Here is a 21,984-nt window from a genome sequence, read left to right as displayed (position 1 = left end):
AACGTGTGAGGCGATCGTTAGAAGAACTTTGTACAAAAGTTGCAGCAGAAACAGAGGCATCCTTAGTTGCCATTGCGGAGTATCATTCCCCATCCCAGGGGCTCAGGTGGACATATGCTGATCGCCCGCTGAATGAACGGTATAAGCGAATGAATGTCATGTACGGAAAAGGGGTAGCAGGCAGAGTCCTGCAAACAGGGACAGCTTTCAGGTGTGAAAATGTTGCAGACTTACCGTTGCCGCTCAGGGAGTATCCCATTGTATTATCTGAAAAAATACGTGCTTTTGTAGCGCTACCGATCATCACTCCATCTCTTTTCGGGGCTGTTGTTTTCATTGCTTATCGTTCCCCTCATGCTTTGCCAGACAAGAAGGTGTGTGACCGGGTGTCATCTTATATACAAGCTTATTTTCAAGAAAGGGAGGCGGTGGAATGAAAAAAGAAACGCTTTCACCTATCCTTCCCGGCCGAAGGGAAGGATTTTTGATTGTAAGAGAAGACGGCGTTGTTACGTGCTTCAATGGTCGGGCTGAGGACTTATTTCAACGGAGTCGAGAGGAAGCGGAGCTGGGAGATTTGTTTCTTCACTTGTCCCTCGACGATCTACATAACTGTGAAAAAGGCGTCCTTCTGGAGCATTACATTACCCCACAGGGGGAGAACCCTTCGCCGGTTTTCTTAGTTGTTCACGATTCGGTCTTCTCTGATACCCGGTACTTTTATATTACGATTCAAAATCTTGCGGAAAGAAGTACCCTTGATCGTGAAAGTTATGAACCATTCAAAGAACTGTTGGATATTAAGTATGCGTTGGATGAATCTTCCATTGTCGCTCTAACAGATAAGAGGGGAAGAATAAGGTATGTAAACAAAAAATTTTCAGAGATATCGAAGTACGAGGTTGAGGAATTGATTGGTCAGGATCACCGTTTATTAAATTCCGGATACCATTCGAAAGAATTTTTTAAGGAGCTGTGGCGTACCATTGGCACCGGCCATGTATGGAAAGGAGAGATCCGAAACAAAGCAAAGGATGGATCCTTTTATTGGGTCGATACAACGATTGTCCCTTTTCTAGACGAAAATGGAAAGCCCTATCAATATTTAGCCATACGAAATGAAATCACGGAACGGAAGCGTGTGGAACAAGAGCTCCAACATATGATGACAAGGATCATTGATGTACAGGAAAATGAGCGGAAACATGTATCGAGAGAACTGCATGACGGTATCGGCCAGGAGTTATACAGCCTGCTCATTACCGTTCAAAGGCTGGAAAAAGAATTCACGCACCCATTGATTGACCAAATGACCACAGACATCAGCCACTTGATTCAAAGTGTAAGGGATATGTCCTGGGAACTCAGGCCCTCCGCATTGGATGAACTAGGACTGATGCCTGCGGTACGCTCGTTCATTAATCGATTAGAAAAATCATATGGATTGAATGTGGCTTTTCAATCAGACGTCCGTTGCCGCTTGTCCCCTGATGTCGAAACAAGCATTTACCGAATCATCCAGGAAGCGCTGACTAATGTAAGGAAATACGCGGATGTGGAGGAAGCGAAGGTTCTGATAAAAGAAGAAGAGAGCGTTCTATTTATTGAGATCTCCGATGAAGGAAACGGTTTCTCCGTTGCTCGTTCCAATAAAGGCGTAGGATTGTTCAGTATGGAAGAAAGGGCCCGTGCCGTAGGTGGCGCACTCTCCATCAGATCAGCCGAAAACAAAGGAACTACAATCTATGTGAAGATCCCCTTAGAAGTCTGAGAATAAATCAGACTTCTTTTTTTATGCTATATTCTTTCAATTTTTTTCGAAATACTGGTCATTTTAGAATAGTTATTCAACTTTTTGGCAGGATTGTTGAAGACTCGGTTTCAAGATGTTCTTGGGGTTCGTTTACGGTGTTGAGTGTTAGGGGTGTTTGGGAAGCAGCTCGCTTTCCTGCGGGGATGACGGCAAGCCTCCTCGTGCTTCGCACTGTGGGGTCTCGCCAGTCAATCCATTCCCGCGGGAGTCTCGCAGCTTCCCAACCACCCCATTCCATGAAGGTGAGAAACGAACCCCGCTACTGTGTGGGGGGTCTTCCACTATCCTTGTGTTATATGCATAAAGCGCTACATAACAAGCTTTCCGCACCCAGAATAGAGTGTCTGCAAGTTCGTACCCTCCATTAAATCTGTGCATAAAAGCAGCATATTCTGGAAGTGGTTTCGAGACACTTATATGGCAAAGGGGCGGAGGGAAACGGTGAGACTCCTATGGGACGTGTGGGACAGGTGAGACCCCGGAAGGCGTAGCCTGAGGAGGCTCACCGCCCGCCCCATGGAAAGTGTTCAAATGCGGAATCGTCCTGGTAGACACGACTGGCATAAGCAGAACAGCAACGGAATGTGCCCTTTCATTCCTTTGCTGTTCTGCTTATGACGCGAGTGTCTGGACGATGGAGCAAGACGAACCTTTTCCCGTAGCCCCTAAACTCACACATAAGTCTCGAAACTGAGTCTTTCACAAACGGGAGCGTTTGTTGAATAAGAGTGTTGGGTGATTTTATTGAGCTTAAAAAACGGAATAGGGGATTTCGCTTTTTAAGATGAGGGGATTCCCCAATATTTTATTTCCCTTGCGCTCGATACAATAAAAGTAGATCAAATGAAGGGAAGAGGGGGCGGAATGGTTATGAAGAAACAGGAGGATCAAACAGATTTGAAGGGGACCCTTGTGAGTGTTCTGGCCGTTGGGGCCATCATCATAATCATGTGGGTGAGTATTTACTTTTTATATATTCAACGGTTATAGGAGGGGAAAGGCATGCATTTACACAAGTATGAAAAAATATGGCTTATTTTCGGAATTATGGCATTAATCATCTTTTTATCCGTCGTTGGCGTCAGTGCCTTTCATCAAGGACATACACCATCAGGAGGGCATATGAAAATCGATCCTGAAAAGGTGTCTGAAACGGCTCCTTTCGATCAACCAGGGGTGCACGAAAAAGAAGATGGCACCTATGAAGTGGTCATGGTGGGCAAAGCTTTTGGGTACGATCCTGGAAAAATCCAAGTACCTGCTGGAAAAGAGATCATGTTTACTGTTACAAGTTCAGATGTCGTTCACAGTTTTTCTATCGTAGGGACAAACGTGAACATGATGGTTGTGCCGGGGGAAATCAACCATAAAAAGCATACGTTCCAAGAGCCTGGTACGTATCTGGTCATTTGTAATGAGTATTGTGGATCCGGCCACCATTTTATGAGTACAGAAATCGAGGTGGTTGAACAATGATGATCGGACAAATAGCAAAGGGAGAACGGAAACTTGCCCTGGCGAACTTAGGTTTTGCTTACGCGGCTTTCTTAATAGGAACACTTTGTGGTTTGCTGCAGGTGTTTATAAGGAATGATGCTCTTACATTACCTGGGTGGTTGGATTATTACCAAGTATTAACGGCTCACGGTTTACTGCTTGCGATCGTCTTCACGACATTTTTCATTTTTGCATTTTTCCAGGCAGGGATGAGTCGGACGCTTGGGTCGTTCGGTCCTAAAGTCCTTTTATGGAACTGGATCGGATTTATTGTTACTTCTTTAGGTACTCTTTTGGTTGTCATCATGGTGATCGGAGGTCAGGCTTCTGTCCTTTATACCTTTTATGCTCCTTTACAGGCTCACGGACTGTTTTATGTAGGCCTCGCCTTATTTGTCATCGGTACATGGATTCAAGGCTTTGCCTTAGTTGGTCATTATCAGCTATGGCGAAAACAGCATAAAGGAGAGCTCAGTCCGTTATTTGCTTTCATGACGGTGGCAACTATTATTCTATGGGTCATCGCCTGTCTTGGTGTTGTAGCAGCTGTTCTGTTTCAATTCATTCCTTGGGCATTCGGTATGGTGGACGGAATCAACGTGGAATTGAGCCGTTCATTGTTCTGGTATTTTGGTCACCCGCTCGTGTACTTTTGGTTACTGCCAGCGTATATGGCGTGGTATGTGATCGTACCGAAAATTCTTGGAACAAAAGTTTTCAGTGATTCGCTTGCGAGGTTATCGTTCGTATTGTTTATCCTTTTCTCGATTCCTGTCGGTTTCCACCATCAGTTGACAGAGCCCGGGATCGCAAGCTTCTGGAAGTTTCTCCAAACGGTGTTGACGTTTATGGTCATCATTCCTTCTCTGATGACAGCTTTCTCTATGTTTGCCACGTTTGAGTTGCGGGGCAGGGAACTTGGAGGGAAAGGTTTGTTCGGCTGGTTCCGGAAGTTACCGTGGAAGGATGTTCGATTTACTTCTATCTTTATCGCCATGGCTTTCTTCATCCCTGGAGGAGCAGGTGGAATTATTAATGCAAGTTTCCAAATGAATGAAGTGATCCACAACACGCTATGGGTCGTGGGACACTTTCATATTACGGTCGGAACACCCGTAGCCATGACTTTCTTCGGTCTCACATTTTGGTTGATCCCTTACTTGACCGGACGACGTTTTACAAAGGCCCTGCAAAAGCTCGCTTTTATTCAAATCATTTCATGGTCGGTGGGGATGCTTCTCATGAGTACGGCCCAGCATGTATTGGGGTTGATGGGAGCGCCGAGACGTACGGCCTATACAGGATATGCGCATGATGATGCGCTCGCGTGGTTTGATGGGGTTTTATCCAATCATGTGACGATGGCTGTCGGTGGATCTATTCTCTTTTTGTCGGCCTCATTACTAATATTCATTGTCATCCAATTGTGGTGGATGGCGCCTAAAGCTGACGTTCATCAAGCAGAATCGTTTCCGATCGCACCCAGTGATGCTTCTGCTACGCCAAGATTTTTGGAAAATTGGAAGCTTTGGATCGGCATCGCCTTTGTACTCATCGCTGTTGCTTACACGATTCCTTTAGCAGATCTCATCCAACATGCACCACCGGGTTCAGGAAGGTTCCAAACCTGGTAGGAGAGGAGGTAACAATATGTCATTCGCATTTGCATTCACAGTCGCGTGCATTCCGCTATTCATTATTGTTAGTACCATTCTCGTAGATTTACAAACGGAAGAATAAGAAAAGAACGTCGTGTCTAATCACGGCGTTCTTTTCATTTCCCAGGAAATAAGAGATTACGAGGCTGCTGGTTGCGTATCTTCTTTAATATATCTTGCCTGAATCAGTCGTTTTCTGACGATAATGCCAATCCAGCTTGCAAGAAAAGCTTTAATGAGTCCCACCGCGATAAAAGGATAGACGCCAGCGGCAAGGGCCTGGTTCCAAGTCATATCGAGAACAAACTTCAACTGAATCGTTCCACAAAGCAATGTAATGATCATACCTGTCACATTCGCAACGATCGCCATGGGTAAGTTAAAGGACGTCTTCTCTAAAATATATCCTGTGATGAATGCTGTTAAAATAAAGCCGAATATGTAACCTCCGGTCGGTCCTGCCAAAACTTGAGCTCCCCCGCTGAACCCCGCGAAAACAGGGAGTCCAACAGCCCCTAAAGCCGCATAACCAACCATCGCAACAGCTCCCTGTCTGCTTCCTAGAATAGTAGCTGTGAGGCCAACGGCTAAAGTTTGTCCACTGATGGGTACAATGGGAAGTGGGATTTCGATTTGAGCCATAATTGCTGTCAGTGCGGCAAACAATGCTCCGTTTACAATGAATCTTAATTTTTTACTTTGTGGCGACATACTTCACACTCCTTTGTTAACCATTTATAAATATAAGTTAACATAAAACGAGGGGAATGCGTTAAGAGATTCATAACATTTTTCCTTATATAGGAAAAATGGCGGAGGAATAGGTATTGAGCTTCATTTTTTTGTAACTAAGCATTGATATCAACGGTGCAAATGTGTCAGAGTTTTTAAACAATCTATAAGATGGTACAAAAAAGATTTGATATGAGGTAGAATAGGGTAATGTAAAATTAACGGAGGTTTTACAATGTTTACAAACAATAAATATATAAATAAAAAAACTGGTTTAAAACTACTAGTCTACCTATTTGTTATCGGACTTTTTTGGTTGAAAATGAACTATATACAGACAAGCATTTTTTCACTGAATGTGGAAAATACCAATGAAGCAAACATTCTGGCATTTAATCCACTGAGCAGTATTTTTCTCATCTTCGGATTGGGGATCTTGCTTGCCGGACGTCGGGGAATGTTCGTTTCCTATATCTTAGGTTCCATTCTTTTATACGTAAATGTTCTCTTTTATAGAGAATATAACGATTTTATAACGATCCCGATGTTAAACCAGGTGGCGAACCTCGCGGACCTCGGAGGCAGTATCACGACGATTATGAGTCCTGTTGATGCCTTGTTGTTTGTGGATGTTCTCATTGCAGCTTTTCTATTATTCTATTTGAAACCTTCACGTTTCCAGGCTTTCAAGCCGAAGCGCAGAGAAGGAATCGTTCTTGCCATCGTTGCTATTCCTTTGTTCATGATCAACTTGCAGTGGGCAGAACAAGAACGTACGGACCTTTTAGAGCGTACGTTCGACCGTAACATGCTCGTTAAGTATATCGGTGTCATCAATTACCATGTCTATGATGTAGTGTTGCAAGGGAAAACCGAAATGAAAAAGACGCTGGCGGACAGTAACGAACTTGTACCGGTCATCAACTACTTGAACGAAAATAAATCTGAAGACAGCGATCGTTTAGAAGGTGTCGCAGAAGGTAAAAACGTGATCATGCTTTCTCTTGAAAGTACACAGACATTCGTTGTCGACAACACGTTGCACGGTGAAGAGTTGACTCCTTATTTTAATGATTTGAAAGAAGAAGGCATTTACTTTGATAATTTCTATCACCAAGTAAAGCAGGGACGTACGTCAGACTCTGAGTTTTTACTTGCGAACTCCATGTATCCATTGAACCGTGGCGCTGTTTTCTTTACTCATTCATCGAATGAATACGAAGGATTGCCGGGTTTACTTGGAGAAAATGGCTATTTTACCAACTCCATGCACGCGAATGATAAAACATTCTGGAACCGAAATGTAATGTATGACTCTCTAGGCTATGACGAATTCTTTTCCAAAGAAGATTACACTGTAACTCCGGAAAAATCTCATGGCTGGGGTTATCTTGATGAATATTTCTTCGAAGATTCATTGAACATGATGAAAGAAATGGACAAACCTTTCTACTCGAAGTTGATTACGTTGACGAACCACTATCCATTCACACTTCCTGAAGAGCAAAAGTTCATCGAAGAAGGGGAGACGGGCAGTGGTACGTTGAACCGTTACTTCCAAACGATCCGTTATCAGGATGAAGCACTGAAGAAATTCGTTGAAGACTTCAAGAATTCAGAGCTTTATGATGATACGATTCTTGTCATTTATGGTGATCACTTCGGAATTTCTGAAAACCACCAAGAAGCGATGGGCGAGTATTTAGATAAAGAAATAAATGAGTTTGAGCAGTTCCAGTTGCAGCGTGTTCCAATGTTGATTTACGGAAAAGGAATTGACGCTGAGAAAAACCATACCGTTGGTGGTCAAGTCGACCTTCGTCCAACATTGACGAACTTGTTGGGAATTCAAGATGATAATCCGATTCAATTCGGGCACGACCTGCTTGATAAAGATCGTCGTCAATTGATGATTACCCGTGATGGTAACTTTGCCAGCGAAGAATATGTTGGTATTCAAGGAACCTGCTATGATCGTGAGACAGGGGAAGAGCTGGAAGCTGACCTTTGTAATGAAGGGTTCGAGAAGGCTCAAGAGGAATTGGAGATGTCTGATTCAATCATCTATGGTGACTTGCTGCGCTACCTGGATGAAACCGAGATGGTCCAAAGCGAGAGCAATGAACCGAACCAAAATAAACAAGAACAATAATTGTAACCCTCTCTCCTTTAGAAGGAGAGAGGGTTTTTTATGAGGCGATATCTACAGTTTTTTATGGGTGAAAGCCCCTTAAGACAAGGCGGGTCTAATCAAGTTTACTGTCCTTATTCTTAGAGAAAAACGTGTAAAGGATGTAAATGACAAAGAAGATGACGACGGCTAGTTTTCCTGTTCTGTAGCCAATATCCCCGGCTATGAAGTCGTAAATGAAAAAGCCTGCTAAAATTAGACCTGCAATGATGAATATCAATACCTTCCATTTTGAGCTCATTTATTCCCTCCTATCTTTTTGTTCAATACCCCGTCCGCTATTATTTAATCCATTTTATGGAATAGTTTAGGCGTGGAAATCGATGAAAAAGCAAGCGTATGGATAGACAGTAGGGAAATGAGCGAGCCATGAGCATATAAAAAGAGCAGAGACCCTGTAGAGTCCTGCTCTTTTTGTATTATGCTCAGTATTAGAAGATATCCATCCATACCTTGATCGTCGTCACTAAGATCAATAGGGCGAGGATGGTCTGTAGAACCTTTGTGTTCACTTTCTTGCCGGCCATTGCGCCCAGTGGTGCAGCAATTAAACTTGCCACAACCATGATTGCTGCTGGAAAGTATTCAACCTGACCTGTTGTCACTTTTCCGACAGTCGCTCCGATTGAAGAAATCAACGTAATAGCAAGAGAAGATGCAATCGTCATCCGTGTCGGGATCTTAAGCACAACAAGCATGATCGGTACCAATAAGAAAGCACCTGCGGCACCAACAATCCCTGCTCCCACTCCCACGATAAGTGCGAGAATGGCAGCTAAAGGTTTGTTAAAGGTGACCTCATCCAATGGTTTGTCATCAATACCTTTTTTCGGTACGAACATCATGACTGTCGCAATTAAAGCAAGGACACCGTAAACAATATTGATGCCGTCTTCAGCCATAAATCTTGATCCATATCCTCCAATGAAGCTACCAATCAAAATACTGACACCCATATATAAAATGAGTGTTTTGTTAAGGTAACCGCCTTTGCGGTAGGCCCAAACACCACCGATCGTTGCGAAAAAGACCTGTACGGCACTGATGCCGGATACTTCATGGGCAGTAAAAGCTGTAAAACCAACGAGCGGCGGAATATAAAGCAGCATTGGATATTTGATGATGGACCCGCCGATCCCGAGCATTCCGGATATATAAGAACCTATGAAGCCGATAAGAAAGATCGTAATGATTAATCCGAATTCCATAGTTGTTTACCTCCTATAAAAAAGGGAACCGTTGCAGGTTCCCTTTATTCCATAATGATTCAATCAGGTGATTCCTGATTATTCTCCCTTTTTAATCCAGAACTTGAATACTCCGTTGTCTTCTTCTGTTTGTAGAAGTTCATGACCACCGGACTTCGCCCATGCAGTCAAGTCTGCTTTTGCTCCTTGATCTGTTGCGTGGATTTCAAGTACTTCTCCAGCTTCGATGTCTTTCATTGCTTTCTTTGTTTTCACGATTGGCATTGGGCAAGCTAGTCCTGTTGCATCAAGTGTTTTTGTTACGTTCATAATTGAATACCTCCAAATGTTTAATGATTGATTAGGGTGAGCCCGGCTTCCCCGGGCTCAAGAGTTTTTATCTTACAGCACAACGGTTCGGGCCGATTTCCATTTCACGCTGTTCTTCATTGTCCGGGCTGATTTTACCCATGTTTGTTTCACGGATTTCCTGATAAGCGTTCGGTTGAGGTGGCAGGTTTTCTGTCACCATTTTTCTGAACTCATCTTGATCATCGATGTTCAAGCCATGGTTCTTTTCAAATAGGGTACCTAGTTTTTCAGCGACGGTACCGTCTTCGTTCAACTCATCCATGATCATGAAGTGAGCCGGAAGGACGATTAGCTCGTCAGAAAGCTCTTTATATCGTGTATAAAGGGTTTCTCTCAGATCCATGACCCAGTCATCTGCTTTACCAGCAAGGTCCGGACGTCCGATAGAGTCGATGAACAGGATGTCACCTGTCATCAAGTATTGATCATCAACGACGAAAGAAGTAGATCCTTTCGTGTGGCCAGGAGAATACAACGCATGAATATCAATGTTTGTATTTCCTACAGTGACATGGTCACCATCGCGAAGTGGTTGGTAATCGAATTTCACTTCACCAGCATCTTCTGGAGGCAGCCAGTACGTGGCACCTGTTTGTTCAGCGATTTTGCGTCCCCCGGAAATGTGGTCGGCGTGCAAGTGCGTATCAAAAACGTTCGTGATTTTTACACCAAGTTCTTTAGCAAAATCAACATAAACATCTGTCATTCTAGTAGAGTCGATGATTGCTGCTTCTCCGTTAGATACGACCATGTAGGAAAGACAGCCTTTACCGATACGTACGAACTGATAAAGCTCGCCGCCATCTTTCAAGTCATTGACTTTAATCGGCTCCAAGTGCTCACTCCAGGCTTTCATGCCGCCTTCTACGGAGTAAACATTTTCGAATCCTTCTTCCACAAGCATTTCAGCAACCATTTGAGAAGAGCCGCCTTTGGCACAAACAACCGCAATCTCTTTGTCTTTTGGCAGCTGATCTACGATTTCCTCGACACCATCAAGGAGATCGAAATAAGGAATGTTCAAGTAAGCAAAGTTTTCGCCTTCGATTTTCCAGTCCTGATACGCATCTTCTGTTCGTACATCAAGAAGGAATAGTTCTTCATTATTCAACACTTTATTAGTAATTTCTTTTACCGTCATGTTTTTAACAGTCATCTTATTACCTCCTAGGGTATTAATTTTAGTAAAAAAATATAGAATTAAAGCTTTGTCGTTTCTCCATTCCAGCCACTCATGCCTGGAACGACATTATAAACATTCTCAAAACCTTTTTCTGTAAGCTTCTGTGCAGCAAGATCACTACGGTTTCCTGTTCGACATACGATATAAACGTTTTTCGAACGATCCAGTTCATCTGCACGTTCATCAAGTTCACCAAGTGGAATAGACGCTGCTTCAGGGATATGCTCAAAAGCATATTCAGCAGATTCGCGTACATCTAATACAAGGACGTCATCGTTTTTGCGAAGAGCATCCAAGTCTTCGTTGTTTACGACATTCGGGTGCTTTTTCTCTTGTTCTTCTTCACCGCTTGATTTGCGGACATAATGCTTGAGTACGTCTCCTTCTTCGATCGTACCCAAGTACTGATGACCTGCACTTTTCGCCCATGCTTCAAGGTCCGCTTTCGACCCTTTGTCTGTAGCTTGAATTTCAAGGACTTGACCAGCTTCGATGTCCTTCATTGTTTTCTTTGTCTTCACAATCGGCATCGGACATGCTAATCCTTTGGCATCTAACGTAAGATCTGTTTTCAGTTCCATTCTTACATTCCTCCTCTACCCTTATAAGGGGGATTTATTTCGTTGGACCTTCCCAGCTCATCATGCCGCCTTCCATATTCGTCACATCGTATCCTTTTTCCTCAAGGATTTGAGAAGCACGGCCACTGCGACCACCAGAACGGCAAACCATAATATAAGATTTATCCTTATCCAATTCATCTGCGCGCTCTTCGACAGTACCTAAAGCGATGTGTTTCGCACCAGGAATCATTCCTTCTGCAACTTCTTCATCTTCGCGGACATCGATAATGTTTAACTTTTTACCTTCAGATAGTTGTTGTTCTACTTCTTTTGCTGTCATTGTTTTCATAAATGATACCTCCTAATTAGATAAACAGGTTAACATTGCCATCTTCTGCATCTGCAAGATAAGCAGCAACGCCTGCGTATTGAATGTCATCAAGTAATTCTTCTTTTTGCAATCCTAGAAGATCCATCGTCATGGTACATGCAACCAAATTGATATCCTGTTCTTGAGCCATTTCAATAAGATCCGGCAATGGCATCGCATTGTGCTTTTTCATGACGTCTTTGATCATCTTAGGACCGAATCCTGCGAAATTCATTTTGGAAATGCCCATCTTATCTGCTCCACGCGGCATCATTTTGCCGAACATTTTTTCCATGAAGCCTTTCTTCACTTGGATGTTTTCATCCTTACGTAGGGCGTTAAGACCCCAGAATGTGTGGAAAATCGTAACTTCGTGATCATATGCAGCTGCTCCGTTAGCAATGATGTAAGCAGCCATTGCTTTATCATAATCCCCGCTGAATAAAATAATATTCGTCTTTTTTGTTTCAGACATTTTTCATCCTCCTAATAATATAGTTATACGTGTATGGGTATAATTCATTGTAAAAAAATTTATCTGCTTTTGACAAGCAACTGAACAGCTTCGTTGATCGAAGCTTCTTTGTTTTCTTGATCGTCATCGTCCTGGATGCACTCCACAAGGTTGGAGCTTACCACAAGCCCGATCGCACGGTCAATCGCACTTCTAGAAGCGGAAAGCTGCGTAATGACATCTTTGCAGTCTTTATTTTCTTCCATCATTTTCAAAACGCCTCGCAACTGACCTTCTAGACGTTTGATTCTGTTTTTCATTGCGTCGTTGTATTCCATCGAATTGACCTCCCTTGTGAAGTTTTTTCTGTCGCTGTTGAACAGTACATGACTAATCATATACCCCATAAGGTATAATGTCAACACCCCAACACGTATTTTTTTGGATAATGGATGATGCTCCGTGCAAAGCTAAGGGAGAGGTGATGGGAATGGAAGTATGGATGGACACACTGAAAGTAATGGGGAGGATTTTTACAATCTTGCCATTACTCCTGGGGGTAGGCTTATTTATGGGGAAAAGATCAATCGGAGAATTGCCGGTCTTCGATTTTTTAGTTGTGCTCGTTCTAGGTTCTGTTGTTGGAGCAGATATTGCCGATCCAAAAATTAATCATATACATACTGTAACGGCGATTATTGTTATTGCGCTTTTACAAAAGTTCATCGTATGGTTGAAGTTAAGAAACCGGAAGATCGGAAAGGTCCTGACGTTTGAGCCGACGATTGTTATTTTTGAGGGGGAAATGGTTGAAGAGAACATCTCCCGCATCCATTATTCCCTTGATAATATTACACACATGCTGAGAGAACAGAAGGTTTTTGAGCTCGAAAGTGTTGCACTTGGCATCATCGAACCGAATGGTCAATTATCCGTTAAACTGAAAAACGCGAAGGAAGCCGTTACTCGTGAAGATATTGGGCTTCCATATAGGGGTGGGGGTTATGACATTCCCCTCATTCTGGACGGTCAGCTGCAGCCAGATCTTTTAACACGCGCAGGTCGGGACATGGAGTGGTTACGTACCAACCTGGGTACCTATGACGTCTCTGATGTCTTTTATGGTGCGCTTACCAGCCAGGGGGAATTCCACTTTTCATTAAAAGGGAGAAAAATAGATTCTTTACCGCCCATTGAACATTGATGTTTTTTTAATAAGAAGTTAAACGATATACGTAATTGAAAAAATAACGGCCATTTAAAATTAAAAGAGCCGCTAAAGTTAGCAGCTCTTTTATATGGTTACACGCTTTGATCCATGCAATGCTTCAAACGTTCTTCAATATCACTGGCCATCTCTTGAATATTGTCATCCTCAACCATCTGAGTAAGAGAAGTCGGATTAGGCATACCGATTTTCGTCTTATTTCCATCTTCATAGACAACCATTTTACAAGGAAGGAAATAACCAGCCATTACGTTTTCATTTAAGACGCGCTGGGCTTCTTTAGGGTTACAGACTTCTAAGACTTTAAATTCTTTTTCAAACTCCAGTCCTTTTTCATGAAGCTTATCTTTGATGTCGAAGTTCCATAACACGCCAAACTGCGCTTCCTTCAGATTAGCCTCAAGACTTTCGATCGCTTCATCCATCCCTTTGTCCGTTTCGACCGTATAGTGAAACATGAAATACCTCCTTGAAAATATGTTCTCCTTATCCATACCCATTAAGGTATGAAAATAATCATTTTAATGAAGGGCTTCCTATAAGGCTCTCTAGGACGAGGTGGGTTATAGTTATAAAATGTTAAAACTATGCCGACCCTCTGGTTTCCTTTTGAATTGTGTATGGAAGTTCCTTATATTAAAATAGGTACATTAGAGAGAGGACGTGAATCATATGACAAAAGACATCAAATTGATTGCTTTGGACTTAGATGGCACCACCGTCAATCATGAAGGCGAAGTTTCCGAGGCCAATGCAGCAGCTATAAAAAAAGCTAAAGAAAAAGGCATCCATGTTGTATTAAGTACAGGAAGATCTTTATCCAGATGCCGGAACATCGCTGAAGACCTCGGCCGCTCTTCCTATATTGTGACGATTAATGGTGGAGAGATTTATGATCATGATTTTAACCTCGTTGAACAAAATCGGCTCGAACATAAACATGTGGAGCGTCTATGGGAATTGAAAAAAGAGCACGGCCTCTATTTTTGGTCTTCAACCGTGCAAGGGTTGTACAACAGCCAAAGCCCATTCGATCAAGAGATTGTAGACTACGATTGGTTGAAATTCGGTTTTGATATACAAGATGACGAAGTAAGACAAGTCATCCTCGACGAAGTCAATGCGAATCAGGACCTGGAAGTAACCAACTCCAGTCCGACAAACATTGAAATTAATCCTGTAGGTGTAAATAAAGCAGCAGCCCTATTGAAAGTTTGCCAGTGGCTTGATTTAGAAATGGATCAGGTGATGGCGGTTGGCGACAGTATGAACGATATCGCGATGATTCGCGAAGCAGGTTTCGGTGTCGCGATGGGCAATGCCCAGGAGCCGGTAAAGAAAGAAGCAGACTTTGTAACAGCCTCCAACAAAGAAGACGGCGTCGCCTTTGCCATTGAAAAAGTCATAGACTAAAACCAAAGAACCAGCCAGCGAGGCTGGTTCTTTTTGTCCGGATTATTACTCGCTTACCGTAAATACTGATAAAATCAAGAAAGTCACTGATAAAAGTGCGAAAGTCACCGATAAGAACCTGGAAGCCGCAGATAAAAACCCAAACCTACCGATAAGAGTTTAAAACCCACCGATGAAAGTTTTTAAATGCTTTATAGGGAGCAGAATATATTTTTGTGAAAAACAGTGATTGCGAGTGGCTTTCCAACCATCTTGACTATCAATATAGCAAAACGATGCCCGGTGAACTCGAAATCCAGTCTTAAAAAATTCCGCCATTTCATTTATTATCCACTTTTCGTGCCGTGATGGTTAGTGACAGTAATAGAGTGTGTCGAAATCCTTCTAAATACATAAAAATGTAAGCGTTTTCTGATTATGGCAGGAAAGAGAGGAATAAAGAGAGAATTACATCCAATAGCGAAGAATGTTCAGGGAGGAAGATTATGAAGGCATCATACATAACAGAAGAACATGAAATACTCCGTCAATCTTTACGGAAGTTTTTAGAAAAAGAAGCTTACCCCTATTATGACGAATGGGAGAAGGCAGGGGAAGTACCCCGTGCGTTTTGGAGAAAGCTTGGAGAGCAGGGATACCTTTGTCCTTGGCTTGACGAGAAATATGGTGGTTTTGGAGCAGATTTTGGATATTCCGTTGTCATTAATGAAGAGATGGAAAAAGTGGGGACAGGCCTGATTGGAGTCGGATTGCACAACGATATTGTCGTCCCTTATTTGCATGCTTATGGGACAGAAGAACAGAAACAAAAGTGGCTTCCGAAATGTACGACGGGAGAATGTATTACAGCGATCGCGATGACCGAACCGGGAGCAGGATCGGACCTTGCATCTATACGTACGACAGCGGTAGAAAATGAAAAAGGATTCACACTGAATGGTGAAAAAACATTCATCACGAATGGAATTCACGCGGATTTGGTTGTCGTTGTGTGTAAAACGGACCCTCATGCATCTCCAGCGTATAAGGGGATCAGTCTGATGATTGTTGAGAGGGACACGCCTGGTTTTTCCCGCGGGAGGAAGCTCGATAAAGTCGGCCTGAACAGCCAGGACACTTCAGAGTTGATCTTTGAGGATGCAGCTGTCTCTAAGGACAACCTTCTTGGTAAAAAAGGTGAAGGTTTCTATTATTTGATGAACCAGCTGCAACAGGAACGCCTGATTGTAGGCATAGGTGCCATTGCAGCATGTGAACGGATGCTTGAGTTGACGGTTGAATACGTGAAGGAGCGCAAAGCTTTTGGAAAGTCGATAGCCTCTTTTCAAAATACTCAATTCAAACTCGCTGAACTACAAACGGAAATTGAAATCGGGAGAACATTCCTGGACCGTACGATAGAGGCGCATATGAACGGGGAGGACGTTGTCAAAGAGGTGTCGATGTCCAAGTGGTGGACCACCGACCTGGTTAAAAAGGTAGCGATGGAATGTATGCACCTTCACGGTGGTTATGGATATATGGAAGAGTATGAAATTGCGAGAAGGTTCCGTGATGCACCGGTCACTGCGATTTATGCAGGATCCAATGAAATTATGAAAACGATTATCGCCAAAAAGATGGGTTTAGTATAGGAGGAAAAGATATGAATGAAGTTGTCATCGTCGAAGCAGTAAGAACCCCTGTTGGTAAAAGGAATGGAGGGCTCAGCGAGATCAGGCCGGATATCCTTTTGGCAGATGTACTTAAAGAACTGGTCGAACGGGCTTCTCTCGATCCTATCGAGGTGGAAGATGTTATCGCCGGCTGTGTGAGTCAGGTCGGGGAGCAGGCAGGCGATATCGCTAGAATTGCTGCTCTGACTGCTGGTTTTCCTATGGAGGTACCTGGAGTAACGCTCGATCGGCAATGCGGTTCGAGTCAACAGGCGATCCATTTCGCTTCTCAAGCGATTGCTTGTGGGGACATGGATGTTGTCATAGCGGGTGGTGTGGAAAGTATGTCACGAGTGCCGATGTTTTCAAATATGCAGGGGACATCTTTTAATGAACGATTGACGTCAAAATACGAAATGATCAATCAAGGCCATTCGGCAGAAAGGATCGCCGACCAATGGCAATTAAGTAAGGAAGAGCTTGATGCTTATGCAGCTGAAAGTCATAGAAGGGCGCTGATGGCGATTGATGAAGGTCGGTTTGAAAAAGAAATCATGCCTGTGAACGCTAGTGATTCCAACGTAATTAAAATAGATGAAGGCCCCAGAGCAGGCACATCTGTTGAGACCCTTGCCACACTGAAAACAGTTTTCCAGGAAAACGGCAAAATTACAGCCGGAAATGCGAGTCAAATCAGTGATGGAGCTGCAGTCGTCCTTTTAATGTCACGTAAAAAAGCGGAGGAACTGGGGTTGAAGCCACGCTTTCGGATTGTCTCCAGAGCTGTCGTCGGTTCCGACCCGACATTGATGCTGACAGGTCCGGTTCCTGCAACACATAAAGCCTTACAAAAAGCTGGACTGAGTCTTGAAGATATCGATCTTTTTGAAGTGAATGAAGCTTTTGCTCCTGTGCCTTTGTTTTGGATGAAAGAGACTGGTGTTCCACATGAAAAACTGAATGTAAATGGAGGAGCCATTGCGCTTGGTCACCCGTTAGGTGCTACCGGAGCAAAGCTTATGACAACTCTCATGCATGAATTAGAAAGGACAGAAGGAAAGTACGGACTGCTTGCCATCTGTGAAGGACACGGAATGGCGAACGGCACGGTCATTGAAAGGTTGGAGGGATAGTATGGATGTTAAAGGTGTGGTAGCGGCCGTGACAGGTGGGGCTTCAGGCCTTGGAGAAGCGACGGTAAGGAAGATTGTAAGAAATGGCGGCAGAGTGGTGATTGTAGACCAAAACGAAGAAAAGGGCGCAGCGCTTGCAGAAGAATTGGGCTCTTCTGCGCTGTTTGTCAAAACGGATGTCACTTCAGCTGATGAAATTGAGCGCATGCTCCAAACGACTGTCGAAACCTTTGGGCAGGTAAACACGGTCATCAACTGTGCCGGCATCGTAACTGGTGAAAAAGTGGTCGGACGAAATGGTCCTCATCGCCTGGAGTCTTTTTCTAAGATCATTGAAGTGAACCTAATTGGGACGTTTAATGTCATCCGTTTGGCAGCTGAAAAGATGCAGGAAAATGAGCCGAATGAATATGGGGAGCGGGGAATCATCATTAACACAGCTTCAATCGCTGCCTATGAAGGGCAAATCGGTCAAGCGGCTTACAGTGCGTCCAAAGGTGGCGTAGCCGCGATGACGATGCCGATTTCAAGGGAACTCGCCCGTCACGGCATCCGTGTAATGGCTATTGCGCCAGGTTTATTTGAAACCCCGATGTTTGAACAGCTCCCTGAAGAAGCACGGGATGCTCTTGGGAAAGCGACACCATTTCCTTCAAGGCTGGGAAAGCCTTATGAGTATGCGAAGTTAGCTCTAAGCATTTTAGATAACCCAATGCTTAATGGGGAGGTGATCCGTCTAGACGGAGCGATTCGATTACAACCCAAGTAAATGTTGTCACTACGGTGTACCTCATTACTTAGAAGGTAAGGAAAAAAGAAAGTGCGCCTTATGCTTTACATTGAAAAACTGTCTGAAGCACTCCCGGTATTTGATCGTTGTAAGCTCTTGGTGGATCGAGCACGTTGGCTATTGGGATTTTATAAAAAACCAAAAGGAGTCGATGAGAAATGGGACCAACACTTAGGAGTATGTTTGAGCAGACGGTAGCGAAGTATGCTGATAAAGAAGGATTGGTTGATCTACGGCTTGGTACACGCTGGACATACGGAGAATGGGACCAGGAAGTGAACCGCACGGCAAATGCGCTCAAGGCCTCAGGGGTGGAAAAAGGGGATAAAGTATCGACGGTCCTTTTTAACACAGCTGAATATGCGACAGTGCTGTTCGCTTGCATGAAGATTGGGGCGGTATTCAATCCGGTAAACTTCCGTCTCATGGAAAAAGAAATCGAGTTCATTTTGAAAGATGCTGATCCAAAGGTGGTCGTGTTTGAAAAAGCGACGGCTGCTCAAATCGCTCCGGTAGCGAAAGAGATGACAAGTATTGAGTTTTGGTCCATCGACGAAGAAAATCTGCCTTATGCGATGAACTATTATGAACGAATCGATGGAGTAACGACCGAACGACCAGTGTGTGAACTGGACGAGAATGATCCTTATGCCATCATGTACACTTCCGGAACAACCGGGCTTCCAAAAGGGGTTATCCATACGCATAGAGATATGGTCGATCAAGCCCTCATCATGACCGCTTGTTTAAGACTGACGGAAGAGGACCGTGGACTGACTGTTGCCCCGATTTTCCATTGCGCCGAGCTTCATTGTGCGTTCTTCCCAAGAGTAATGATTGGAGCGACAAACGTTCTGCTGCACCACTTCGATGCACCTGATGTGATTGAAACGGTCAGGGAGGAGCAGATTACATCCTTCTTTGCAGCTCCGACGATGTGGAACATGATGCTGCAAGAGGAATTCACCAAAGAGGATTTCCAGACGTTGAGACAAGGTCTCTATGGAGGAGCACCAATGGCCCCTGCTTTGACGATGAAGCTGCATGAATCCTTAGGTGTGCAGCTCTTACAGGCATACGGGATGACGGAGATGGGACCCGCAATTACCGCACTTACCGAGGAAGAACAAGTCACGAAAGCAGGATCTGCAGGAAGAGCACTGTTGAACCATGAAGTACGAGTGGTGAGAACGAATGAGCACGGACCCGCAGAGCCTGAGGAGATTTGTAAACCGCACGAACTCGGGGAAATTATCGTACGAGGGCCCAGCATGATGAAGGGGTATTACAACAGGCCGGAAGCAACTGAAGAAGCCATGTACAAAGGTTGGTATCATACAGGTGATATCGGATCGTTCGATGAAGATGGATACCTCTGGGTCAGTGATCGTGTGAAAGACATGATCATATCCGGCGGTGAAAATATCTATTCAAGGGAAGTAGAAGATGCCTTGTTTGATCATCCGGCAGTCATGGATGCAGCCGTCGTTGGTGAACCGGATGACCTGTGGGGAGAAAGAGTGGTCGCCTACATTGTGAAAAAGGATAGTGGCGTCACTGAACAAGAACTGGATGAGTTCTGTACTTCAGGGAATAGGCTTGCCCGATACAAACGGCCAAGACGTTATGAATTTGTAAATGAACTTCCGCGCAACGCGAGTGGGAAGTTGCAAAAGTTCAAACTGCGGGAACGAAGTAAAACATTATCAGAATAAGATATAAAAGGCTGCCGGTGACGACCGGCAGCCTTTTATTTAGTGCTTTTTTAGATAAATGGTGGTCATTTCCCGGGCAATATTCGACAAGTTATTGAAGCAATTGCTTCAATTTTTGAATGGGCTGATGGTCTCTAGCCTCTTCGTACATAGAAAAAGGGCAGCCAAATTCAGCTATTCGGCTAGGTACAGTGTGAATCGTAAACGACTCCGGGCGCAAACCTTCCGTCACTTCTTCCCAATGAAGCGGCGTAGCGACCGTTGCTGTTTCGGTCGCTCTTGTCGAATACGGGGCAATAATCGTTTTGCCTTCTGCATGTTGGACATAGTCAATATACAAACGATCCCCACGTTTTTTCTTCAAACGTTCAGTTGTAAAAAGGTCAGGTTCTTCATTAACAAGGGATGTGGCCAACGTTTCCGTGATTTTCCTCGTTTCCTCATAGCTTAAATCTCCCTCGCGAATCGGGATATGAATCTGCATGCCTTTATTTCCGGAAGTTTTGACAAAGCTTTGGACTTCAAGTTCGTCAAGGAGATGCTTTAATAACTGGGCAGCCCTAATCGCCTTACTAAAGTGACTCCGGTCTTTCGGATCCAAATCCAGAACGATTTCATCGGGTTTTTGACCGCCGGCCATCTCAAACGGAATATGGTATTCCAATGCCCCCTGATTGGCAAGCCAAAGAAGAGGGAGAAGTTGATCGCAAATGATGAAAGGCTCCCCATCCTCCATCCACATTTTTAAAAAGTCGGGGGCATGGTCGGGGAAATGTTTTTGATAAAAGGACTCTTCGTAAATCCCATCAGGATAACGGATCAGTGTTAACTTCTTTTCCTGTATGAAAGGGAGAATGTGAGGAGCTAATTGACGGATGTAAACAAGGAAATCCTGTTTAGAAATACCCTTCCATAAAGGTTTATCAACATTGGTTGGATCGAAGTTGGCAGGAAACAAAGAAAGGTCCCACTGTTTCTTAGATTCTGTACAATCTTCAGGAGAAAGATCAAACCGGAACTGGTGAAAGAGAGGTTCTCGTAGTTTCCCTTCTTCAGCACTCAGACAGTGCACATCTACACACGCGCCGGGTTCTAAACGCCATGTGCCCTTTTTCTTTGTCCCATGTTCTTTGAAAAATGTACGGAGCGTTTCACTCTCGTCATCTGTCAGACCATGTTTAAACTTCCCAAGTGGGAGAGGGCCCTCGTCCTTATAAAACCCTACATCGTAATATCCATTATCAGAGTCGTACTTTTGTAAAAAGCCGGAGACTGTCCTCCATTGTTTCCATTTCAACCATTGCCTTCCGCGGTCGCCGGGTTGATATTTGCTATTTTTCATTTTCGCAATGATTCCCTCAGCCAAGTGCAGCTCAGCAATGGTTAGAATTTCTTCTATATCCTCATATAAATCAATACTTCTAATTTGCGGGTGTTTAAGCTTCCCGAGAAGCTTAGTCATGTTTTCTTTTCTTTTTAATAGAGGTATAGTACTTTTTTCTATTTTGTCAAAAGCCATGAAGGCAGCAGGTCTTCGTATAGAAGAAGCTTGTATTTTTGCTTTATTTCGCATTCTTCCTCTTTTTTGTAAAGCTTCGAAGTTTGCCTGATAAGGAGTGTTCAATATGACCAGCTCGCCATCAAGGGTAAAAGGAAGGAGGTTTTTAGGGATGTCCACCTGAACGATTTCAGGAAAACGTTCGCTCATATCTTTTCCATTCCGGCTCCATAGCTTGACTCCTTCCGTGCGTGCTTCGAGAATGGCTCTAAAACCATCATACTTCACTTCATACACCCACTCATCCCCCTCAGGTAGTTCCGCCGTCCCTGTCAAAAGCATCGGTTTCATCTCCACCATCTCCTTTCCATTCAGCTTTCTTACATAAATTCCCCCTGTAGTTGAAGACTCAGTTTCGAGACTTTTGTTGAGTGGATGATGGGGGGTGCGGGGAATAGCTCGCTTTCCGCGGGAGCGCGGTGAGCCTCCTCGGACTACGTCCTGTGGGGTCTCACCATGCACTTTTTTCCCG

General features: G+C 43.9%; 23 protein-coding genes. 12 read left to right on the top strand and 11 right to left on the bottom strand.

From position 1 onward, the window contains the following. Positions 1 to 5 precede the first annotated feature (5 nt). From ACJA3J_RS20660 to ACJA3J_RS20640, 5 genes are all read left to right on the top strand, one after another. The gene (locus tag ACJA3J_RS20660) at positions 6 to 437 is read left to right on the top strand and encodes a hypothetical protein (protein ID WP_406945154.1); all 432 of its coding nucleotides are present in this window, start codon (positions 6 to 8) and stop codon (positions 435 to 437) included. Next, positions 434 to 1,771, top strand: a complete 1,338-nt coding sequence (locus ACJA3J_RS20655; protein ID WP_406945153.1) for a PAS domain-containing protein — start codon at positions 434 to 436, stop codon at positions 1,769 to 1,771. Before ACJA3J_RS20660 ends, ACJA3J_RS20655 begins: the two co-directional genes overlap by 4 nt. Before the next feature lie 912 nt (positions 1,772 to 2,683). After that, positions 2,684 to 2,803 (top strand): cytochrome C oxidase subunit II, encoded by a 120-nt coding sequence (locus ACJA3J_RS20650; RefSeq protein ID WP_089654707.1) that lies wholly within the window; start codon positions 2,684 to 2,686, stop codon positions 2,801 to 2,803. Positions 2,804 to 2,815: 12 nt separating this feature from the next. Next, positions 2,816 to 3,289 carry a cytochrome c oxidase subunit II gene (locus ACJA3J_RS20645; RefSeq protein ID WP_115894122.1) on the top strand — a complete coding sequence of 158 codons (474 nt, stop codon included), beginning with the start codon at positions 2,816 to 2,818 and terminating at the stop codon, positions 3,287 to 3,289. Continuing rightward, positions 3,286 to 4,944: a b(o/a)3-type cytochrome-c oxidase subunit 1 gene (locus ACJA3J_RS20640; RefSeq protein WP_089654670.1), complete on the top strand. Its 1,659-nt coding sequence runs from the start codon at positions 3,286 to 3,288 to the stop codon at positions 4,942 to 4,944. Before ACJA3J_RS20645 ends, ACJA3J_RS20640 begins: the two co-directional genes overlap by 4 nt. Positions 4,945 to 5,106: 162 nt before the next feature. Here the strand turns inward: ACJA3J_RS20640 and ACJA3J_RS20635 are convergent, their stop codons facing one another. Continuing rightward, positions 5,107 to 5,679 carry a biotin transporter BioY gene (locus ACJA3J_RS20635; RefSeq protein WP_089654671.1) on the bottom strand — a complete coding sequence of 191 codons (573 nt, stop codon included), beginning with the start codon at positions 5,677 to 5,679 and terminating at the stop codon, positions 5,107 to 5,109. A 256-nt stretch (positions 5,680 to 5,935) separates the two neighbouring features. On the opposite strand from ACJA3J_RS20635, the gene ACJA3J_RS20630 reads away from it, so the two are divergent. Then, positions 5,936 to 7,852 (top strand): LTA synthase family protein, encoded by a 1,917-nt coding sequence (locus ACJA3J_RS20630; protein WP_406945152.1) that lies wholly within the window; start codon positions 5,936 to 5,938, stop codon positions 7,850 to 7,852. Between the two features lie 94 nt (positions 7,853 to 7,946). Here ACJA3J_RS20630 and ACJA3J_RS20625 read toward each other — a convergent pair whose 3' ends face one another. The 8 genes from ACJA3J_RS20625 to ACJA3J_RS20590 all read right to left on the bottom strand — a co-directional run bounded on the left by ACJA3J_RS20625 (position 7,947) and on the right by ACJA3J_RS20590 (position 12,358). Next, positions 7,947 to 8,132 (bottom strand): hypothetical protein, encoded by a 186-nt coding sequence (locus ACJA3J_RS20625; RefSeq protein ID WP_089654673.1) that lies wholly within the window; start codon positions 8,130 to 8,132, stop codon positions 7,947 to 7,949. 190 nt (positions 8,133 to 8,322) lie between these two features. Next, entirely contained in the window at positions 8,323 to 9,099 is a 777-nt protein-coding gene (locus ACJA3J_RS20620) for a sulfite exporter TauE/SafE family protein (protein WP_406945151.1), read from the bottom strand. Between the two features lie 78 nt (positions 9,100 to 9,177). Further along, positions 9,178 to 9,408 (bottom strand): sulfurtransferase TusA family protein, encoded by a 231-nt coding sequence (locus ACJA3J_RS20615; RefSeq protein ID WP_089654675.1) that lies wholly within the window; start codon positions 9,406 to 9,408, stop codon positions 9,178 to 9,180. Positions 9,409 to 9,475: 67 nt separating this feature from the next. Beyond that, complete coding sequence (locus ACJA3J_RS20610) at positions 9,476 to 10,606, bottom strand: MBL fold metallo-hydrolase (RefSeq protein ID WP_406945150.1); 1,131 nt, start codon at positions 10,604 to 10,606, stop codon at positions 9,476 to 9,478. A 44-nt stretch (positions 10,607 to 10,650) separates the two neighbouring features. Further along, entirely contained in the window at positions 10,651 to 11,214 is a 564-nt protein-coding gene (locus tag ACJA3J_RS20605; protein ID WP_406945149.1) for a sulfurtransferase TusA family protein, read from the bottom strand. A 34-nt stretch (positions 11,215 to 11,248) separates the two neighbouring features. Further along, positions 11,249 to 11,545 (bottom strand): rhodanese-like domain-containing protein, encoded by a 297-nt coding sequence (locus ACJA3J_RS20600; protein WP_115894118.1) that lies wholly within the window; start codon positions 11,543 to 11,545, stop codon positions 11,249 to 11,251. A 16-nt stretch (positions 11,546 to 11,561) separates the two neighbouring features. After that, on the bottom strand, positions 11,562 to 12,041 hold the full coding sequence (locus tag ACJA3J_RS20595) for a DsrE/DsrF/DrsH-like family protein (protein WP_089654679.1): 480 nt from the start codon (positions 12,039 to 12,041) through the stop codon (positions 11,562 to 11,564). 59 nt (positions 12,042 to 12,100) lie between these two features. Continuing rightward, a complete protein-coding gene (locus tag ACJA3J_RS20590) occupies positions 12,101 to 12,358 on the bottom strand; it encodes a metal-sensitive transcriptional regulator (protein WP_089654680.1) in 258 nt (85 codons plus the stop codon). A gap of 233 nt (positions 12,359 to 12,591) precedes the next feature. Between ACJA3J_RS20590 and ACJA3J_RS20585 the strand changes: the two genes are divergently transcribed. Then, the gene (locus ACJA3J_RS20585) at positions 12,592 to 13,224 is read left to right on the top strand and encodes a DUF421 domain-containing protein (RefSeq protein ID WP_406945148.1); all 633 of its coding nucleotides are present in this window, start codon (positions 12,592 to 12,594) and stop codon (positions 13,222 to 13,224) included. A gap of 98 nt (positions 13,225 to 13,322) precedes the next feature. Here the strand turns inward: ACJA3J_RS20585 and ACJA3J_RS20580 are convergent, their stop codons facing one another. Continuing rightward, on the bottom strand, positions 13,323 to 13,706 hold the full coding sequence (locus ACJA3J_RS20580; protein WP_089654681.1) for a DUF302 domain-containing protein: 384 nt from the start codon (positions 13,704 to 13,706) through the stop codon (positions 13,323 to 13,325). A gap of 214 nt (positions 13,707 to 13,920) precedes the next feature. On the opposite strand from ACJA3J_RS20580, the gene ACJA3J_RS20575 reads away from it, so the two are divergent. The 5 genes from ACJA3J_RS20575 (at position 13,921) to menE (ending at position 19,954) form a co-directional block, all read left to right on the top strand. Further along, the gene (locus ACJA3J_RS20575) at positions 13,921 to 14,661 is read left to right on the top strand and encodes a Cof-type HAD-IIB family hydrolase (RefSeq protein ID WP_089654682.1); all 741 of its coding nucleotides are present in this window, start codon (positions 13,921 to 13,923) and stop codon (positions 14,659 to 14,661) included. Between the two features lie 485 nt (positions 14,662 to 15,146). Continuing rightward, entirely contained in the window at positions 15,147 to 16,295 is a 1,149-nt protein-coding gene (locus ACJA3J_RS20570) for an acyl-CoA dehydrogenase family protein (RefSeq protein WP_406945147.1), read from the top strand. A gap of 11 nt (positions 16,296 to 16,306) precedes the next feature. Then, a complete protein-coding gene (locus ACJA3J_RS20565; protein WP_089654684.1) occupies positions 16,307 to 17,449 on the top strand; it encodes a thiolase family protein in 1,143 nt (380 codons plus the stop codon). 1 nt (position 17,450) lies between these two features. Beyond that, on the top strand, positions 17,451 to 18,218 hold the full coding sequence (locus ACJA3J_RS20560; protein ID WP_089654685.1) for a 3-hydroxyacyl-CoA dehydrogenase: 768 nt from the start codon (positions 17,451 to 17,453) through the stop codon (positions 18,216 to 18,218). Positions 18,219 to 18,397: 179 nt separating this feature from the next. Continuing rightward, positions 18,398 to 19,954: an o-succinylbenzoate--CoA ligase gene (menE, locus tag ACJA3J_RS20555; protein WP_089654686.1), complete on the top strand. Its 1,557-nt coding sequence runs from the start codon at positions 18,398 to 18,400 to the stop codon at positions 19,952 to 19,954. A gap of 91 nt (positions 19,955 to 20,045) precedes the next feature. Here menE and ligD read toward each other — a convergent pair whose 3' ends face one another. After that, a complete protein-coding gene (ligD, locus tag ACJA3J_RS20550) occupies positions 20,046 to 21,803 on the bottom strand; it encodes a DNA ligase D (RefSeq protein ID WP_406945146.1) in 1,758 nt (585 codons plus the stop codon). Positions 21,804 to 21,984 lie beyond the last annotated feature (181 nt).

Source organism: Halobacillus sp. SY10 (assembly GCF_045401165.1).
Taxonomy (GTDB): domain Bacteria; phylum Bacillota; class Bacilli; order Bacillales; family Halobacillaceae; genus Halobacillus; species Halobacillus aidingensis.
Note: the sequence above shows the minus strand (reverse complement) of the source record. Positions and strands in the feature narration are given on the sequence as shown.